This is a genomic window from Brevundimonas sp. DC300-4, assembly GCF_049897365.1.
Lineage (GTDB): Bacteria > Pseudomonadota > Alphaproteobacteria > Caulobacterales > Caulobacteraceae > Brevundimonas.
Map to the genome: position 1 here is coordinate 377144 of NZ_JAFCWC010000003.1, position 17893 is coordinate 395036.

Below are 17893 nucleotides of genomic sequence, written 5' to 3' on the forward strand. Positions count from 1 at the left end.
AGTTTCCGATGAAGATGCGACTGATGCGTCATGTGGCGCCGACTGTGCTGATGCTGTTCGCGACGCCCGTTCTGGCCCAGACGGCCGGTAGCGCGCTGACCTATCAGCAGCCGCCCGCGCCGATTGCGGACATCCTGGACGCCCGGCCGACGCCCGGCGCCAGCGTCAGCCCCGATCAGAAGACCCTGGTCCTTTTCCAGCGGTCCAACCTGCCGACGATCGCCGAACTGGCCGAGCCGATGCTCCGCCTCGCCGGCTATCGGATCAATCCGCGCAACAACGGACCGGCCAACAGCCGCATCTCCTGGGTGACGGGCCTGAGCTTCCAGTCGGTCGAAGGCGGCGCGGCGCGCGCCGTCGCCCTGCCCGAAGGCTCGCGCTTCACGGGGGCGAGCTGGTCGCCCGACGGCAGGTCTGTCGCCTTCCTGATGGACCAGCCCGAAGGCATGGCCCTGTGGGTCGCCGATGTCGGCACGGCCACGGCGCGCGAGGTGTTTGGCGCCCGCGTGAACGCCGCGACGGGCGCCGGCATGAGCTGGCTGCCGGACAGTTCGGGCCTGCTGGTCCGGGCCGTGCCGGCTGATCGCGGCGCTGCGCCGGACGTGACGGCCGCGCCGGCCGGGCCCACGGTCGCCGAGAGCGGCGGCCGCGCGGCGGCGGTGCGCACCTATCAGGACCTGCTGGCCGATGCCGGCGATGAGGCCCTGTTCGCCCACTATTTCACCGCGCAGCTGGTTGTCGTCCCGCTGACCGGAGAGGCCCGCAGCATCGGCGCGCCGGGCGTGATCCTGGGCGCTTCGGTGTCGCCGGATGGCCGCTATCTGCTGCAGACCACGGCCAGACGGCCGTTCAGCTATGTCGTGCCCGCGCGCCTGTTCCCCGGCGACGTGGTGGTGACCGACATGGACGGCCGGGTCGTGCATGAGGTCGCCGACCTGCCGCTGCGTGACAATATCCCGCCGCCCTTCGACGCCGTAGAGACCGGCCCCCGCGCAGCCCAGTGGCGCGCCGACACGCCATCGACCCTGGTCTGGGTCGAGGCCCAGGACGGCGGTGATCCGCGTACGCCGGCGACCGTGCGCGACCGCGTCCTGATGCTGGATGCGCCATTCAAAGGTCAGGCGACGACCCTGATCGATCTGCCCGAACGCTATGCCGGCGTGACCTGGGGCCGGTCGGACGTGGCCGTGGTCAACACCCAGTGGTTCAACACCCGGCACGAGACCCGGTCGGTCGTCGATCCGTCGCGTCCGGGCGCTGGCCGCGTCATCGTCGATCGCAACTATCAGGATCGCTACAACGACCCGGGCTCGATCGCGACCGAGGCCAACGCCGCGGGCCGCGAGGTGATCCAGTTCACCCCGGACGGGTCGCGCGTCTTCGTCGAGGGCGACGGCGCGACGCGGGAGGGCGAGTATCCCTTCCTCGGCACGCTCGACCTCGCGACAGGCCAGACGGAGCGGATCTGGCAGTCGGCGAGCGGCGAGTACGAGACCGTCGTCGGTCTGCTTGATGACGACGGCCGCCGTCTGGTCACGGTGCGCGAGAGCCGGACCGAGCCGGCAAACCTGCGGGTCCGCGACCTGGACGGCGACGTGACGCCCCTGACCAGCTTCCCCGACCCGGCGCCGCAGCTGGCTGGCGTGACCCAGCAGCTGATCACCTACACCCGAGACGACGGGGTGCAGCTGTCGGGCACCCTCTATCTGCCGGCCGGCTACGACAAGGATCGCGACGGCCCCCTGCCGCTGCTGATGTGGGCCTATCCGGCGGAGTTCACCGACGCGGCCGTGGCCGGTCAGGTCGTGGATACCGCCAACCGCTTCGTGCGTCCGGGCGGCTCCAGCCACCTGTTCCTGCTGACCCAGGGCTACGCCATTCTGGACAACCCCTCGATGCCGATCGTGGGCGCGGACGGGACCGAGCCGAACGACACCTACATCGAACAACTCGCCGCCAGCGCGAAGGCGGCGGTCGATGCGGTGGTAGGAATGGGCGTGGCCGAACGCGGCCGTATCGCCGTCGGGGGCCACAGCTACGGCGCCTTCATGACCGCAAACCTGCTGGCTCACACCGACCTGTTCGCCACCGGCATCGCCCGGTCGGGCGCCTATAACCGCACCCTGACGCCGTTCGGATTCCAGGCCGAGCAGCGCACCTACTGGCAGGCGCCGGAGACCTATAACGAGATGTCGCCCTTCGCCTATGCCGACAAGGTCAATGAGCCGATCCTGCTGATCCACGGCGAGGCGGACGACAACCAGGGCACCTTCCCGATCCAGTCGGAGCGGTTCTACGCCGCGCTGAAGGGCAATGGGGCGACGGTCCGCTACGTCGTCCTGCCGCTCGAGGCGCACGGCTATCGGGCGCGGGAATCGGTCGGTCACACCCTGTGGGAGATGACCCGCTGGCTGGACCAGACGATCAAGAACCCCACCGCTCCGGCGGCGGGATCGCAATAGGTCCGGCCTGGCCTGGCCTCCGGCGGAGGGTGATCCCTCCTGCCGGCGGCCACGGCGCCAAAGGGCGCTGCGAATTTATTCCTGCTCAGGTCTTTCGCGTCAGGCCGGGGCTCCCATCTGATCTTTGCGGTCTTTGACAGGTCTCATCATCACCCCGTCGAAGCGGCGCGACTCTGTCGACTCTGTCGAGTCTATTTCCGGAGTCGCGCGGCGAACCCGCTCCAGCGATGGCCGACGCGCGTTCGCAAGGCCGCGACCCATCCGCCGACGTCCCGGTTCCGTTCGAGCCACCACAGGCCTGACAACACCACCAGCAGCCCGGCGAACCACGGCCAGGGTGAGCCGGGCGCGTCGGAGGTCGAGGCCGGCGCCGCCCGGGTCGGGGCGGTCCCCGCGAGCGCCAGCGTCGCCAAACGGTTGGCGGCCATGACCAAAGAAGGCGCGGCGTCCGCGGGCTGGACATAGAAGGCCGTCTGGCGGTTCTCGCCGTCGCGGATGACGTGCCAGCCCGGTTGTTCGGGCCAGTAGGCGGCGCAGGCGCGGTCGCCGGCGGCCGGATCAACGCGCAGGCCATGGGCGCGGCCGTCCTGGCCCAGGACATTGGCCTGTCCGACGAGGCGGCACACGGCGATGCGGGCGCCGACGCGGGCGATGCCGTCGACCTCGGCGCGGCTGTCGTCGCCGGCGCGGCCGATCTGCGAGAAGAGGGCGCTCCACATCTCGCCGTAGCGATCCGGACGGCCGGTGAGCACCAGGGCGTAGCTGTCGGTCACGGTCCAGACGCCGACCCGGCCGCGGCCGCGCGCGCGCCAACTGGCCAGGGCGACCCCGTCGGCATCCCGCAACAGGGTCACGGCGCCGGAGCCCTCGTCGGTCAGGTCGCGACGGGCCAGTTCCGGCATGGCCTCGGTCTCTTCGGCCGTCTCGGCCTCGGCCCCGGGCGTGGCCTCTTCGGCGGGGAGATCGAGGCGCAGCGGAACGGCCTCGTCGCCGCCCGTCAGGGCGATGCCGAGCCCGGCCCAGTCGCGCCGGGTCGCGGCCGACAGCGGGCCGGTCGGGCGGAACAGAAGACCCATGCCGCCGTTCACTGCCGCCGTCAGGGCCGCACGCTGGCTGCCGCCGAGACTGTCCCAGCGACGGTCATCGAGAACCACGAGATCCTGTTCATCCAGGGTCGCGGCGTTGAACGGCACGGGTGCGTCGCCGAGCCGGACGCCCGCGCCGACGTCGATGTCGAGGGTCAGTTCGACGCCGGAATCCTCGGCCCAGCGCTTCAGATATTTGGTCTCGGCCGTGGGCGCTCCCGCGAGGACGAGGACGCGCGGCGGCGTCGTCGCCATGGTCTCGACCGGGATGGCGATGCGCTCGACGACGGCGCCGGCGGGGTCGCGGAGCCTGAGGTCGAACAGGGCGAGGCCGGGCGCGCGGGCGGCGGCCATCAGGGCGAAACGCTCGCCGGGCGCTGTGCGGGCGCGATCGACGACGACGTCGGCGGGATCGACCAGTTCGACGGTTCCCGCAGGCATCGTTCCAACCTGTCCGCCGACGACGAAGGTCGCGCCGGGCGCCGTCACCTCGGGCAGGGCGATGTCGATCAGGCCGCGCGGAGGGGGCGGGGCGGAGAACTCGACCGGCACAGGCAGGGGAGACTGGTCTCGTGGCGTGAACCCTTGCCCCAGGACCCGGATACGGACCGGCGTGGGAGAACGTCGCAGCGCCGTCGCGAGGTCGGGGACGCGGGTCGCGCCGGTGACGGGGCCGGCCTCGGGCAGGGCCACCAGGATGTCTCCGGGCGCGGTCGGGATGATCGCGGGGGATCCCCCCGTGGCGACGATCAGGGTTCCGGTGCGGATGACGGACGAGGGCGGGTTCAGCGTCAGCCAGACGAGGGCGCCGGCGACGACCTGAAGGCCGATCAGTGCGGCCAGACGCCAGCGCGGGGCCTGGGCCTCCGGAGCCGCGGATCCTTGCCACCGGAGCAGAGGTATGACGCCGAGGGCAACCCCTGCGACGATGATCAGGGTCGTCCAGAGAGCCGGGCTGGAGACGTTCATCGCAGGGCGTCCAGATAGCGTTGGCCGCGTGCGCCGGGAGCCTCGCGGCGGCCGGGCGACGGGGCCGGACGTTGCAGGGCGGTCCACAGTAGGGCGCGCAGGCGGCGGCGGCAGTCGAGACAGGCGGGCTCGTTGCGCACCGTGTCGATGGCAGCTCGCAGGGCCAGGGGATCGGCGAGCCGGCCTCCATTCTCGCGCGCCCAGCGGTCGAGGGCGCCGAGCGCCAGCGCCCCCGAGGCCGAACGCGGCCGTTCCTCCAGCGCGCGCCAGGCGTCGGCGGCGACGGCGTCTGCAGGACTGCGTTCGGGACGCTCGGCAGTCTCCGCCACGATGTCCTCGCGCTTGCCGGTCAGACGGCGGGCGAAGTCGACGGGCGGCAGGTCCGAGCCGAGTCTGGGAAGGAAGACGCGGGTCGCGCGCTGGGCCTCCTTCAGCAGTTCCAGCGCTTCGTTGGCAAAGGGCAGGGCCTGCTCCGGCCGTCCCTGACGCAGCTCCCGCTCCGAGCTCCACATGGCGTCCAGCGCGCGGGCGAGGGCGGATCGGGTCCGGGGCGCGAACAGGGTCGCGGCCTCACCGGTGTCGTGGGCGTGGCCGAACTCGTGCAGCACATCGACCTCGGAACCCATGGCGCCGCCGGCGGCCTCTCCGCCATGGTCGCCGTGATCGTCATGCTCGTCATGCGCGGGCGCTTGGGCGGGCGCGGGCGCGTCGCTGGTCGGCAGAGGCGCGCGGGCGGGCGGAGCGTCGCTGGTCGGCAGGATGATGCCGCTGCCTCCACCGCCCTCCGCCTCCTCGCCCATGAACTGTCCGTAGCGCAGACGCAGCGCGGCCTGTTCCTCGCCGATGACGTTGGAGCGGTCCATCAAGGCGCGCGGCTCCAGCCGACGACGCTCGGCGATCAGGGCCTCGGCGTTGATGATGATCTGGCGCTGGCTGGCGAAATAGGCGGGCATGATGCGCATGGCCATGCCGTCCAGCCCGTCGGCCATGGCGAGGTTGGCGGGCCATCTCAGGATCACGCTGGGACCCTCGACCTGCTGGCGTTCAGGCACCCGGTTATCGGAGACGACGAGCTGGACGATCAGGTCGCTGCCGGCCGCCATGCCCTCGCGGGCGAGATCGAGCGTCGTGGAGAAACGCAGCTGTTTCGCCGCGCCCCGTCCACGCAGCGGCATGGAGCGCTGCTCGAAGGTGATGTTCTCGCCGTCGCCCTTGGTGACAGTGATGCGCAGGGTCGCTGTCTCGATGACGCCGTAGTCGTCGCTGGCCTCGAACACGGGCGTCCAGGTCGTCTGGCCTGGGGTGAGCTGGACCAGCTGGCTTTCGGGTTCGACCAGGCGGACGACAGGTGCGGCGTCGGCGACGGCGTCGAGCCGATTCAGACGCTGCTGGGCCAGACCCGTGGCCTCGATCCGGTAGAGCAGGGGTCGATCGACGATCCGCGCGCCGGTCCAGCGCCGGCCGTCCCGGATCAGGGACACCGGCGTGCTTTCGGGGAACTCCAGTCCGGCCGAGGACGGCTGCGGGGCGAAGTCGATCAGCCATTCCACGCGAGAGCCCTCTGGCGCCCGGGCGTCGAGCGCGGTCTGCTCGCGGACGGGCAGGCCGGTGTAGGCGGGCGGAGTGATCCGCAGGCGCGCGCCGGTCAGGACGGGCGCCGTGGCTCCGGCGGCGGCGCGGGCGGGGGCGGCGGTCCTGGTCTCGGAGCCGTTCGCGCTAGGCCAGATCAAGATGGCGGCGATCAGGATGACGGCGGCGGCCCAGGCGATCAGGATCGGCCGCTGCGACCAGTCGGGGCGGAGGTCGATGGCGGAGGCTTCGTGGACGCGGCTCTCCAGCCGGTCGCGTTGCAGGGCGGCGAGGCCGGCGACGGCGGCGCGGTCCCTGAATAACAGGGCGGTGCTGTCCTCGAAGCGCGGAATGCGGGCGTCGAGCTCGCCGATCAGCCAGCGCAGGTCGAACCGGCGAGAGCGCCAGATGGCGACGGCAGCGAGGGCGATGAGACCAGGCAGGGCGGCGATGACCGCGCCCGTCACTCCGAACAGCCGCCAGCCCAGCGCGGCGAGTACGAGAACGCCGGGCAGGCCGAGGGCGACGGTGTCGAGACCGGCGCGCGCGCGGGCGGCGCTCTGGTGGTTCAGCAGGACAGGGACGGCCGTCATGGCGTGATCGCCCTCTGGCGCCGCATGGCCAGCCAACGCTCGCCGGCGAAGGCGACGGCGATCAGCAGGGCCAGCCACGGACGCAGGTCGAGCGGCGGCTGGTCATAGGGGGCGGCGCCGGTCAGGGGGGCATGATCGACGGCGGCGACGCGGCCGGGCGCCGGACGCGGATCGAGCATGGACAGGAGGGCGTCGGGGAAGTCCGGCTCGACCAGCTGCGGGATGGCGGCGGGTTCCAGCGCGCGGGTCAGGCGGATGACGCGGCCCCGGCCCAGACGGCCCGCGAAAGCCAGCGGTTCTCCGGCCGCACCGCGCCACACGGGAACGGTCTCGCCCTCGACGGGGATGCGGGAGTCGAGCGCGGTCAGGATCACGCCGCCATTTCGGACCCAGCGCTCGACCGGAACAGGGACGCGGCCGGACGCCAGCCAGATCAAATGACGGGCGCTGTTCGGGACGGCGCGATCGACCGGTTCGGCGGCGAAGGTCGGGGCGACGTCGGCCGCGGTCCAGGCCGTGGCGGCGGCGCGGAAATAGCGGACGGCATCCCCGGCCTCCGGGGCGAAGCGGACGGTCAGGGACGGCGGCGCGGGCGAGCCGATCTGGGCCGCGGCCGCTTCGGCGCCGACGGTCCATCCGACACGGCGGGACAGCCTCGGGCGCTCGGCGTCGACGCCGTCGAGCGTGCCGGGGACGACTAGTTTGACCGGGGCGCCGGGCGGGAGTTCGGCGTCGAGCTGGCGGATCAGGCTGACGACATCCCCTGGCGCGACGGGGGTCAGGGCGCCGTGCTCGGGGAAGCCGGGCGCCAGCCAGACGACGCGGTCGCCCTTTTCCGTGGCAGCAGCGATGGTCGCGGCGTCGGCGCCCGGCGCGATGGCCACGACGGGGCGATCGTCGGCGGCGTTCCACAGTACCGGCGCGGCCAGCCAGAGGGCGATCAGAGCCAGCAGCAGGAGGCGAGCGGCCAGCAGCAACCGCTCGTCGATGGTCAGGCTGCGACGCGGCTTCGGCTGGGGATCGAGCCAGCGCAGGGCGGCGAAGTCGATCGTCCGGCTCTCGGTGCGGCGCGCGATATGGATGACGATCGGGATCGCCAGGGCCAGCAGGGCGGCGAGGCCAGCGGGGAGGAGCAGCGCCGGGTTCATTGTCGGCCGGTCGGGCGGAACAGGGTGCGGATCGGAATGTCCGCGCTCTCGTCGATGAAATGCTCGACGTGGCGGATGCCGCGCGCGTCGAGCCGGGCGGCCAGCGCGGCGCGGGCGGCGGCGAACCGGGCGACGAAGTCGGCGCGGAGCGAGCGGCCGTCGCCGATCAGTTCGGCCCCCGTCTCCGGGTCATGGAAGCGATAACCCCGGTCGAACGGGAAATCGCGCTCGTCGCCGGTCAGGATCTGGACGAGGCAGATGTCGCGGCCAGAGGCGGCTAACCGTTCGGCAGTCCCGATACAGCCATCGTCGAAGCCGTCGGTCAGGATGACGATCAGGTCGCGCGCGCCGATCTGTTCGCCGAAGATGCCGACGTCACGGGACCAGTCCGCCGCGCCCGCAGCCTTCAGCGGGGCCAGCGCCAGCAGCAGCCGGTCGCGATGGCGGCCATCGGCGTGCGGCGTCAGGACCATCGGCCCCTCGGCGCGCTCCACCACCACGCCGAAGCGGTCGCCTTGATACAGGGCGATCTCGATCAGGCTGGCAGTGAGGCGGCGCGCGGCGTCGAAGCGGGACCAGTCCGGGCGGGCGAGATCGGCCTGGGCCATGGAAGCGCTGGCGTCGATGACGATCCAGATGGCGACGGGGCTCTCGCGCTCGGCGTCGCGGACGAAGAACCTGTCCGAGCGGGCGTAGAGTTTCCAGTCGATGGCCCGCAGATCGTCGCCACGCTCATAGGCCCGGTACTGGGCGAACTCGAGCCCGCCGCCCTTGTTGCGGCTGTCATGCATGCCCGCACTCGCCAGCACCGCCGCGCGACGCGGGACGATGGACAGACGACGAAGGCGGCTGCGCAACTCCGGGGGCAGGTCGAGCGGGGACATGCCGTGGATCAGTCGGGTGCGGGTGCGGGCAGGGCGGCCAGAAGGGCGGAGACGACGTCGTCGGCCGTTTTGCGCTCCGCCTCGGCGGCGAATGACAGGAGGATGCGGTGACGCAGGACCGGTGCGGCCAGGGCTACGACGTCCTCGCGCGTTGCGGCCAGACGGCCATGCAGCAGGGCGCGCGCCTTGGCGGCGAGGACCAGCGCCTGACCGGCGCGCGGACCGGCGCCCCAGCGCACATAGTCCTGAATGGCTTTCGGCGAGTCCGCCGACGGCCGGGTGGCGCGGACCAGGGCGGTGATCCAGGTCAGGAGGGCCTCCCCGACATAGACGTCGCGCACCCATTTCTGCAGGGCGACGATATCCTCGCCGACCATGACCTGGGGCACCGCGCCGCCGCCGGAGCCGGTCGTCTGGACCAGGATGGCGCGCTCCTCTTCCGCCGTCGGATAGCCGACGCGGATGTTCAGCAGGAAGCGGTCAAGCTGCGCCTCGGGCAGGGGATAGGTGCCGGCCTGTTCCAGCGGATTCTGGGTCGCCAGGACGAAGAAGGGTTCGTTCAGCTTGTGGGTCACGCCGGCATAGCTGACCGTATGCTCCTGCATCGCCTCCAGCAGGGCGGCCTGGGTCTTGGGCGGGGTGCGGTTCAGCTCGTCGGCGAGGAACAGGTTGGTGAAGACCGGGCCGGGCTGGAAGCGGAAGCTGCGGTGGCCGGTGCCGTGATCCTCCTCCAGCACCTCGGTGCCGAGGATGTCCGAGGGCATCAGGTCGGGGGTGAACTGGACGCGCCGAAACTCCAGATGCAGGGCCTGGCCCAGGGTACGGACGAGCAGGGTCTTGCCGAGGCCGGGGACGCCCTCGATCAAACAGTGGCCGCCGGCGAGCAGGCCGATCAGCAGCTGTTCGACGACCTCGTTCTGGCCGACGATGGCCTGGCCGATCGCGGCCTTCAGCTTGCCGAGCTGGGCCAGCCGGGCGTCGATCTCGGTTTGGGTGGGCGTGGTCATAGAGGCTCCGGGGAGGAGGACAGGCGGAAGGTCAGGCCGTCAGGGCGTAGAGGATGATGTTGACCGCGAACTTGGTGTTGTCCTCGGCCAGGAAGCGCTTGTTGCGCCAGTCGTAGTCCCACTCGCAGCCATAGTCCTTATTGGAGTAGAGCACGCCCAGCCGGCCATCGATCTCGATGCCCTTGAGGTAGTCGTGAATGAGGTCGTCGCCCCAGCCATTCAGTTCGAAACTGGTCGCTGGCGGGCCGTCCTCGAACTCGAAGAAGCTCGAGTAGATGGCGTGGTCATTGGGCAATTTCTTCAGGGCCTCCGCGCCGAAGATCGAGGCCATCTGACGCTCGAACGTCGTGGCGAACAGGCCGTCTATGTCGTGGTTGCAATCGTCGACGAAGACGAAGCCGCCGTTCCTCACATAGCGTTCGAAATTGCGCGCCTCCGCGGCGTTGAACTCGACCAGCTTGTGGCCGGCGAGATAGCAGAACGGGGCGGTCAGCATGGCCGGATCGGCCAGGGCCACGACCCGCTCTTCGGGATCGACGCGCAGGTTGGTGTAGTCGACCAGGGAGGTCAGGATGTTGGCCGGCATCCGCTGGTCCACGTCCCAGTCGCCGGAATCATAGCGCAACCGGGTGAACCAGAAATCATAGGTGGCCTGCGCGTCGGCGGCGCGCGGGAAGCCTGCAAGCAGGGCTCCCAGCGCGCCGCCGGTCAGCAGTCGCAAGGCATCCGCGCGTGTCATACTCGAACGCGACACGCACTCTCTCCGGTCAGACGGCGTCGGACAGGGAGGTGAAGGTGAAGTCGCGCACGCGCATGGGCGGGATCATCATGGTCGGACCGTCATCGCCGACGCGGACCGAGCGGCCCAGTTCGTCGATGTTGTTCAGCATGATCACGGGGGACTCGTTGAAGCGGAAATTCTTCAGCGGATATTTCAGCTCGCCGTTCTCGATGTAGAAGGTGCCGTCGCGGGTCAGGCCGGTTAGCAGCACCGTCTGCGGGTCCACCATGCGGATGTACCAGGTGCGGGTCACCAGGATGCCGCGCTCGGTCTCGCGCACCAGGTCGGACGTCGACTTGGAGCCGCCCTCCATGATAATGTTGCCCGGCTGGGCCATCTGCGGCTTGCCCTGTTTGTCGGCCCAGAAGCGCGAATAGCCCAGGTTTCGAACGACGCCGTTCTCGACGATGTTGACGCGCTCGCGTGGCAGGCCATCGCCGTCCCAGGGCAGGGCCGGGGTCTCGGCGTGGCCGGGATCCGAGTAGACGTTGACGCGCGGGTCGAAGACCTGTTCGCCGATCTTGTTGCCGCCGCCCGCCTTGGACAGGAAGCTGCGGCCCTCGTCCGCCGAACGGGCGTCGAAGAAGTTGAACATGAAGGAGATCAGGCCCGCGGCCGCGGCCGGTTCCAGGATCACCGTGTACTTGCCGGGCTCGAGCGCCTGGGCGTCGCGCGAGGCGCTGGCCTTGCGCATCGCGATCTGGATGTCGGTATCGACGTTGAAGGTGCTGGCGTCCTGAAGGTTACGGGCGACCCAGCCCGATCCCGTGCCGTCCTCGGTCCGCACCGTGCAGGTGTAGTCCATCTCGGTGGAGCGCTGATAACCGAAGGCGCCCTTCGAGTTGGCGAAGGCGGTGAAGCTCTGGTTGTCGTTCAGGAACCCGGCGGCGATCAGATTTTGCGATTTGCAGGGGGCGATCGAGGCGCGGGCGATTTCGGCGCGGTTCTCTGGCGTGATGGCCGCCGTCGCCGCGCTGAAGGTGTTCGTGGCGCGATAGGTCTGAGGACCGACCGCCGGCATGAACTCCGGGTTCTCCGGGGCCAGTTTGGCCAGGTCCTCGGCGCGCTTGACGACGCGGGCGAGGGCCACGTCCGAGAACTCGTTGATCGTCGCGGTGCCCACGCGCTTGCCGAACGCGACCTGGACGCTGAGGTCGATGTTGGAGATGACGCCGCTGGTCGAGACGTTGTTCAGGGCGAAGCGGATATTTCCGTCGATCGTCCCGTCCAGCTGCGCGGTGCATTCGTCGGCGGTCGACAGTGCGATCACCTTGTCGAGGATCGTCTTGGCCTCGGCTTCCGTCATGATGCTCATGTGATTTTTCCCTTGGGTCCGATCAACCGAGCGAACGCGCGGTGTTGATGACATTGATCTTGTCGAAGCGGGTGGAGGAGGAGCCGTGGCTCACCGCCGACACCTGGCTGGGCTGGCCCTTGCCGTCGAAGAACGAACCGAACATGCGGTAGTCGCTCTCGTCGCAGATGGCCGAGCAGGCGTTCCAGAACTCGGGCGTGCGCATCTGATAGGCGACATCCTCGAGCGGCTGGGTGATCTCGCCGTTCTTGATCTCGTAGAACAGGGTGCCGCCGAACTGGGCGTTGTAGCGCTGCTGATCGATCGAGAACGACCCGCGGCCGAGGATGTAGATGCCGTTTTCGACGTTCGAGATCATGTCGTTGCGGGTCATCGGCTGCGTGCCCGGCTTCAGCGAGACATTGGCCATGCGCTGGAACTGAACCGTCGACCAGCTGTCGGCGTAGGAGCAGCCGTCCGAAGCATTTTTGCCCAGGATGTGAACCTGATCGCGGGTCGCCTGGTAGTCGACCAGCTTGCCGTCCTTGATCAGATCCCACGACTTGGTCTTCACGCCCTCGTCGTCGTACTCGACCGCGCCCAGGCTGCCGGGCTGGGTCTTGTCGGCGAACAGGTTGACGATTTCCGACCCGTACTGGAAGCGGCTCTCGCGCTTGTCGAGCGTGGCGAAGCTGGTGCCCGCGTAGTTGGCCTCATAGCCCAGCACCCGGTCGAGCTCGAGCGGGTGACCGACGGACTCGTGGATGGTCAGGCCGAGGTGATCGGGGTCCAGGACCAGGTCGTACTGACCCGGCTCCACCGACTTGGCGGTCAGTTTCTCGCGCGCCTGACGGGCTGCGGCGACCGCATCCTCGCGCATGTCGTAGGACATGCCGTAGCTGATCACGGCGCCGTTGGCCGACTCCAGCTTGTCCTCGCTGCGGCCTTCCAGATATTCGTAGCCGAGGCCCATCGGGGCCGACAGCCCCTGACGCGAGCGGAACTTGCCGGTGGTCTGGTCGATGACCGTGACCGACATCGGGGCCCAGATGCGGTGCACGTCCTGGTCGATGTAGGAGCCGTCAGAGCTGGCGAAATACTTCTGCTCGTTGACCAGGAACAGCTGCGAGTTGACGAAGTTGGCGCCGGCCGCCATCGCCGCGGCGTTGACGCCCAGCAGCAGTTCGACCTTCTCGGCGATCGGTACTTCCATCGCGTTGCGGCGGATCGGGGTCTTCCAGCTGACCTCGCCGACGCCGGGCGTAGGGGCCAGTTGGACGGGTTGGGTCTGGTTCCGGGCGTTGGCCTTGGCGATGGCGGTGGCGAGGCGCGCAGCCTCTGCCACGGCTTCGGCCGTCATGTCGTTGGTGGCGGCGAAGCCCCAGGCCCCGTCAGCGATGACGCGAACGCCCGTGCCGATGGACTCGGTGTTGACGATGTTCTGGACGTTGGCTTCCCGGGTGATCACGAACTGGCGCAGGTAGCGGCCGACGCGAACGTCGCAGTAGCTGGCGCCGGCTGCCGAGGCGGCGCTCAGGCCGGCGTCGGCCAGGCGTTTCTTGACCGCGATGTCGATGGTCTCGACCAGCTGGGATTCCGCGATGGCGCGTCCGGCGAACCCGGGCAGCAGAAGCCCGCCCGCGCCGATGCCGCAAGCGGCGAGGAATGAACGTCTATCCAAGGCTTCTCTCCACCCGAATGGCCTGCCGCGGGGGCGCACAGGCGGTGTTGAGCGGGCATTGTACGCAGCCCCCTCGTCACGCGGGCCGCATCTTTGACAGCCGGGTGACACAGGTCAAACGATCGGAGCCATTCCGGCTGATCATTACGAAATCTTCACGCCGAGACCAGTGCTGGCGGGTTTTCAGACTGCTGGGTCAAACGGTCGCAGCGGCGACAGCGGGGCGAATTCGCCCTCCGTCCGCGTCATGCGCGCCTGAATCGCGGCCATGACATCGGCCGGGCTCCACAGCGAGCCCTGCATGACGGCGATCCATTCCAGCCCCTCGGCGACGGTGTGGTCGCGGGCGTGGTTGAGGGCGGCCTTGGACCCGGAGATCGCCAGCGGCGCTTTGGTCGCGATCCGTTTCGCCATGTCGAGCGCCGCCGTAACGACCGCCTCGGCGTCGGGCAGGACGGCGTTGATCATGCCCAGTCGTTCTGCGCGATCGACCGTCAATTTGGTGCCCGTATAGGCCAGTTCCCGCACCACGCCCTCGGGCATGAGCTTCGGCAGGCGTTGCAGGCTGCCGATATCGGCCATCATGCCGATGTTGATTTCCTCGATGCGGAAGTACGCATCCTGCGACGCCAGCCGGATGTCGCAGGCGGCGATCAGGTCGAGCCCGCCGCCGACGCAGGCACCCTGGATGGCGGCGATGACGGGGAACCGCATCTTTTCCAGCGTGGTCAGGGTTTCCTGCAAGTCTCGGGCGGTCTGGTGGAAGGCCTGGCGGTCGCTGGCCTTGTCGGTGTTCAGGATCGCGCCGCCCGAAAAGACGGAGATGTCCATGCCGGCGCAGAAATTTCGGCCTTCGCCGGAGAGGACCAGGGCGCGGACCTCGCCCGTCGCATCCAGCACCTTGAGCTCCGGCCCGAAGCGGCGCCAGAAATCCATGTCGAGCGCGTTCGACGCCTCCGGCCGGGTCAGACGCAGATGCGCGATCGGGCCATCGCGGGTGATCTCGAAGCTCGCCAAGGCTTAGGCCGCTTTCACATTGGCGCGGCAGGTCATCAGCGGCTGAATCTTCTGGCCGAAGTCCTCGATCCCATTCTCGAAATCGTCGAAGGTCAGCAGGACGCCGCCGGTGCCGGGCACCTCCGACATCTCGTCCAGCATCCGCGCGACCGAGGCATAGGAGCCGACCAGGGTGCCCATGTTGATATTCACCGCCCCCTCGGGCGCGGCCAACTGGCGGACGTTGGTGGTGGCGTTGACCTTGTCGGCCGCGCCCTGATCCTTGAGCCAGCTGATCGCATCCACGTCGACGCCGTCGTTGTAGAGTTTCCACCTTGCCATCGCCTCTTCGTCGGTGTCGGCAGCGATGACCATGACGAGGACGAACATCTTCACGTCGCGACCAGTCTTCGCGGTCGCCTCGGCCAGACGCTCATTGTTGAAGGCGAAGGCCCTGGGCGTGTTGACCCCCTTGCCGAGGCAGAAGGCGTAGTCCGCCCACTGGGCCGAGAAGGCCAGGCCCTCGTCCGACGAGCCGGCGCAGATGATCTTCATGTCGGTCGACGGCGTCGGGCGGACCAGACAGTCGTCCATCGTGTAGTAGTCGCCCTTGAAGTCCGAGCGACCCGTCTCCCACAGCTCGCGCAGGATGCGGGCGTATTCGTCGAGCATCTGATAGCGGTTACGGAAATGCTCCTCGCCAGGCCACAGGCCCATCTGGGAGTATTCCGGCTTCTGCCAGCCCGTGATCAGGTTCAGACCGAAGCGGCCGTGGCTGATGGAATCGATCGTGTTGCACATCCGCGCGGCGAAGGCCGGCGGGATGACCAGGGTCGGGCAGGTTGCATAGATCTTGATCTTCTCGGTGACGGCCGCGAGCCCGGCCATCAGGGTGAAGCTCTCCAGCCCGTATTCCCAGAACTCCGTCTTGCCGCCGAACCCGCGCAGCTTGATCATCGAGAGCAGGAAATCCAGGCCGTAGTGCTCGGCCCGCTGGGCGATGCGCTTGTTCAGGTCGAACGAGGGCATGTACTGCGGCGCGGTCTCTGAGATCAGCCAGCCGTTGTTGTTGATCGGTACGAAGACGCCGACTTCCATGATGATCGCCCCTCAGCTGTCGCCGTTCAGAAAGGCGACCAGGCGCGCATTGAACGCACCGGAAACCGTCGCCGTAAAGGCGTGTCCGCCCCAGGGCACGACGTCGAGCGTCGCGCTGGGCAAACCCTCAGCCAGACGTCGCGACAGGAGCGGCGGAACCAGCATGTCGTCGGCCGAGGCGGCGACCAGAACCGGGTGCGGAATCTCGGCGAGCCGGTCGTCGATGTCGAAGGCCAGCAGGGCGCAGATCCGGGCCAGCATGACGTCGGTGCGGGGGAAGGTCTGGATGTGATGGTGTTCCTGCGTCTTCAGCAGGGCGTCGTTCTCGCTGACCCAGTCGGGCGGGTAGAGGAACACCGCCTGGGCCTCGACATAGGCGGTGGGGCCAAAGGCCTCTAGCAGGCGAATGCGGGCGGCGAAGCAGCGTGCGACATGCGGGTCCGGTCGCGACCAGCCGTTGACAACGACCAGCCGGTCGAGCCGTTCGGGATGGTCGAGCGCCAGCTGCAGCCCGGCATTGCCGCCCGCCGCGTGGCCGACGAGGTGGGCCCTTGCCGTGTCCGTGGCGTCGAGGACGGCGGCCATGTCCTGCGCCATCGCGGCGACGGAGTGCCCGGGCTTCAGGCTGCGGTCGCTGCGGCCCGTTCCTCGGTGGTCGTAGAGGATGACGCGGAAGCGCTCGGTCAGGGCGTCCATCTGCGGGGCCCAGAAGGTGGCCGATCCGCCGAGACCGGCGGACAGGATGACCGACGCCGCGTCTCCGGGTCCGTCGTGGATTTCCCAATAGAGGCCGTCAGCGGTCCCGCTTGTCACAGCTTCAAGCCAAAGCGCGGGCCGACGGCGGTCATCGCCAGATAGAGGCCGATGGTCAGGGCGCAGCCGAGGCCGAGTGCGGGCCAGAACGCCATCCCGCGCCTCAGCAGCATGGGGATCAGCAGGAACATGGGCAGGGACGGCAGGACGTACCAGAAGGTCGCCTGGGCGTGCTGCGCCATGTTCTCCGGATCGGGCTTGGCCGACCACAGCCAGATCATGCCCAGCACCGACACCAGGGGCAGGGACGCGATCAGGGCCCCGATGCCCGGCTGGCGACGCGCGACCTCGGAGGCGGCCACGATCAGGATCGCGGAGATGACCGCCTTGATCAGCAGGGTCGCGAGCGGGCTCAGGCGCGTTCACCGATGTGGGCGATGGTGGCGATCTCGACGAGGAAGTCGGGGCGGACGAGGCCGCAGACGATGCAGAACCGGGCCGGCTTGTCGCCGGGGAAATACTCCGCATAGACCTTGTTCAGGGCGGCGTAGTCGGCCCAGTCCTTGAGGAAGATGTGGTTCATGGTCACGTCGTCCATGGTCCCGCCGGCGGTCTCGATCACCGACTTGATGGTCTCCAGCACGATGCGCGTCTGGCCCTCGGCGTCGCCGACGCAGGCGACGTTGTTGTCCTTGTCGAAGGCCAGGGTGCCCGAGACATAGACGATCCCGTCGGCCAGGGTCCCGGGCGAGAAGGGGGCGATCGGGGTGACGGTGCCGGGCGGTGTGATGACGGTCTTGGGCATTCAGGCCTCCTGTGCGCTTTTCGATTCTGGGGGCGCGATCTGACCGACGGCGCCCTTGAAGTCGGCGACGCTGGAGACCCAGCCGAAAAATGTCTCGATGTTGTAGATCGCGGCCTGCTGGACAAACTCGGGCCCGGCCTGATGGGTGGCGTCCTCCAGCACGATGCCGAAATATTCGAGGAAGAACCCGTCCCGGAGCGTGGACTCGACGCAGACATTGGTGGCGATGCCGACGAAGACGAGGTTGCGGATGCCGCGCGAGCGCAGGACGCTGTCGAACTGGGAGTTGAAGAAGCCGGAGTAGCGGGTCTTGTGCAGACAGATGTCGCCCGCCTGCGGCTTGAGCGCGTCGACCAGTTCGTAGTCCCACGTTCCACGGGCGAGGAGCGTCCCCGTCAGTTCGGGCCGGGCGCGCATGGTTTTCAGCGCATTGGACTTGTGCCAGTTGGGTGAGCCGGGGCCGCCGGCCTCGACATAGTCGGGATCCCAGCCGTTCTGGAAATAGATGACCTGGACGCCCGCACGGCGCGCGACCTCGAGCACCCCTTTGGTGTTCTCGACCACCCTGGCGGCGCCGGAGATGTCGAAACCGGCCAGATCCAGATAGCCGCCGGGCGAGGCGTAGGCGTTCTGCATGTCGATGACGATGACCGCCGTCTTCGCCGGATCGATCTCCAGCGGTTCGGGTCGGCAGGGCAGGGTGAGGGTGGCCATCCCTCCACCATGACAGATGCGCGGGCGACGCCAAGTCGGCTGGAGCGACTTATG

At 69.0% G+C, this 17893-nt stretch carries 15 protein-coding genes; 1 reads left to right on the forward strand and 14 read right to left on the reverse strand.

All coding sequences use genetic code 11. The features are described 5' to 3' along the window. The first annotated feature begins 14 nt into the window (after nt 1-14). Complete coding sequence (locus ACP7AZ_RS07570; RefSeq protein WP_426037746.1) at nt 15-2462, forward strand: S9 family peptidase; 2448 nt, start codon at nt 15-17, stop codon at nt 2460-2462. Between the two features lie 191 nt (nt 2463-2653). Here ACP7AZ_RS07570 and ACP7AZ_RS07575 read toward each other — a convergent pair whose 3' ends face one another. From ACP7AZ_RS07575 to rutB, 14 genes are all read right to left on the reverse strand, one after another. Continuing rightward, nucleotides 2654-4516 (reverse strand): hypothetical protein, encoded by a 1863-nt coding sequence (locus tag ACP7AZ_RS07575; protein ID WP_426037609.1) that lies wholly within the window; start codon nt 4514-4516, stop codon nt 2654-2656. After that, a complete protein-coding gene (locus ACP7AZ_RS07580; protein WP_426037611.1) occupies nt 4513-6678 on the reverse strand; it encodes a DUF4175 family protein in 2166 nt (721 codons plus the stop codon). Before ACP7AZ_RS07580 ends, ACP7AZ_RS07575 begins: the two co-directional genes overlap by 4 nt. Next, nucleotides 6675-7826 carry a BatA domain-containing protein gene (locus ACP7AZ_RS07585; protein ID WP_426037613.1) on the reverse strand — a complete coding sequence of 384 codons (1152 nt, stop codon included), beginning with the start codon at nt 7824-7826 and terminating at the stop codon, nt 6675-6677. The genes ACP7AZ_RS07580 and ACP7AZ_RS07585 overlap by 4 nt, the downstream gene beginning before the upstream one ends. After that, the gene (locus ACP7AZ_RS07590) at nt 7823-8710 is read right to left on the reverse strand and encodes a DUF58 domain-containing protein (RefSeq protein WP_426037615.1); all 888 of its coding nucleotides are present in this window, start codon (nt 8708-8710) and stop codon (nt 7823-7825) included. The genes ACP7AZ_RS07585 and ACP7AZ_RS07590 overlap by 4 nt, the downstream gene beginning before the upstream one ends. Before the next feature lie 8 nt (nt 8711-8718). Continuing rightward, nucleotides 8719-9717, reverse strand: a complete 999-nt coding sequence (locus tag ACP7AZ_RS07595) for an AAA family ATPase (RefSeq protein ID WP_426037617.1) — start codon at nt 9715-9717, stop codon at nt 8719-8721. A gap of 31 nt (nt 9718-9748) precedes the next feature. Further along, complete coding sequence (locus ACP7AZ_RS07600) at nt 9749-10456, reverse strand: DUF4159 domain-containing protein (protein WP_426037748.1); 708 nt, start codon at nt 10454-10456, stop codon at nt 9749-9751. A 28-nt stretch (nt 10457-10484) separates the two neighbouring features. Further along, nucleotides 10485-11813 (reverse strand): TldD/PmbA family protein, encoded by a 1329-nt coding sequence (locus ACP7AZ_RS07605; protein WP_426037619.1) that lies wholly within the window; start codon nt 11811-11813, stop codon nt 10485-10487. Between the two features lie 22 nt (nt 11814-11835). After that, nucleotides 11836-13473 (reverse strand): TldD/PmbA family protein, encoded by a 1638-nt coding sequence (locus ACP7AZ_RS07610; RefSeq protein WP_426037621.1) that lies wholly within the window; start codon nt 13471-13473, stop codon nt 11836-11838. Between the two features lie 183 nt (nt 13474-13656). Continuing rightward, a complete protein-coding gene (locus ACP7AZ_RS07615; RefSeq protein WP_426037623.1) occupies nt 13657-14490 on the reverse strand; it encodes an enoyl-CoA hydratase-related protein in 834 nt (277 codons plus the stop codon). A gap of 3 nt (nt 14491-14493) precedes the next feature. After that, the gene (gene rutA / locus ACP7AZ_RS07620; RefSeq protein WP_426037625.1) at nt 14494-15567 is read right to left on the reverse strand and encodes a pyrimidine utilization protein A; all 1074 of its coding nucleotides are present in this window, start codon (nt 15565-15567) and stop codon (nt 14494-14496) included. A gap of 12 nt (nt 15568-15579) precedes the next feature. Continuing rightward, the gene (gene rutD / locus ACP7AZ_RS07625; RefSeq protein ID WP_426037627.1) at nt 15580-16380 is read right to left on the reverse strand and encodes a pyrimidine utilization protein D; all 801 of its coding nucleotides are present in this window, start codon (nt 16378-16380) and stop codon (nt 15580-15582) included. After that, a complete protein-coding gene (locus ACP7AZ_RS07630) occupies nt 16377-16682 on the reverse strand; it encodes a DUF3147 family protein (protein ID WP_426037629.1) in 306 nt (101 codons plus the stop codon). Before ACP7AZ_RS07630 ends, rutD begins: the two co-directional genes overlap by 4 nt. A 50-nt stretch (nt 16683-16732) precedes the next feature. Beyond that, nucleotides 16733-17125, reverse strand: a complete 393-nt coding sequence (gene rutC, locus ACP7AZ_RS07635) for a pyrimidine utilization protein C (RefSeq protein ID WP_426037631.1) — start codon at nt 17123-17125, stop codon at nt 16733-16735. Beyond that, nucleotides 17126-17839, reverse strand: a complete 714-nt coding sequence (gene rutB, locus ACP7AZ_RS07640) for a pyrimidine utilization protein B (protein WP_426037633.1) — start codon at nt 17837-17839, stop codon at nt 17126-17128. Nucleotides 17840-17893: the final 54 nt, after the last annotated feature.

What these genes read in the sequence shown, in the direction of transcription:
- ACP7AZ_RS07575 (WP_426037609.1), bottom strand. Translation starts at nt 4,516, where the DNA reads ATGAACGTCTCCAGCCCGGCTCTCTGGACGACCCTGATCATCGTCGCA.
- ACP7AZ_RS07595 (WP_426037617.1), bottom strand. Translation starts at nt 9,717, where the DNA reads ATGACCACGCCCACCCAAACCGAGATCGACGCCCGGCTGGCCCAGCTC.
- ACP7AZ_RS07585 (WP_426037613.1), bottom strand. Translation starts at nt 7,826, where the DNA reads ATGAACCCGGCGCTGCTCCTCCCCGCTGGCCTCGCCGCCCTGCTGGCC.
- rutB (WP_426037633.1), bottom strand. Translation starts at nt 17,839, where the DNA reads ATGGCCACCCTCACCCTGCCCTGCCGACCCGAACCGCTGGAGATCGAT.
- ACP7AZ_RS07570 (WP_426037746.1), top strand. Translation starts at nt 15, where the DNA reads ATGCGACTGATGCGTCATGTGGCGCCGACTGTGCTGATGCTGTTCGCG.
- rutC (WP_426037631.1), bottom strand. Translation starts at nt 17,125, where the DNA reads ATGCCCAAGACCGTCATCACACCGCCCGGCACCGTCACCCCGATCGCC.
- ACP7AZ_RS07605 (WP_426037619.1), bottom strand. Translation starts at nt 11,813, where the DNA reads ATGAGCATCATGACGGAAGCCGAGGCCAAGACGATCCTCGACAAGGTG.
- rutA (WP_426037625.1), bottom strand. Translation starts at nt 15,567, where the DNA reads ATGGAAGTCGGCGTCTTCGTACCGATCAACAACAACGGCTGGCTGATC.
- ACP7AZ_RS07590 (WP_426037615.1), bottom strand. Translation starts at nt 8,710, where the DNA reads ATGTCCCCGCTCGACCTGCCCCCGGAGTTGCGCAGCCGCCTTCGTCGT.
- ACP7AZ_RS07580 (WP_426037611.1), bottom strand. Translation starts at nt 6,678, where the DNA reads ATGACGGCCGTCCCTGTCCTGCTGAACCACCAGAGCGCCGCCCGCGCG.
- ACP7AZ_RS07600 (WP_426037748.1), bottom strand. Translation starts at nt 10,456, where the DNA reads ATGACACGCGCGGATGCCTTGCGACTGCTGACCGGCGGCGCGCTGGGA.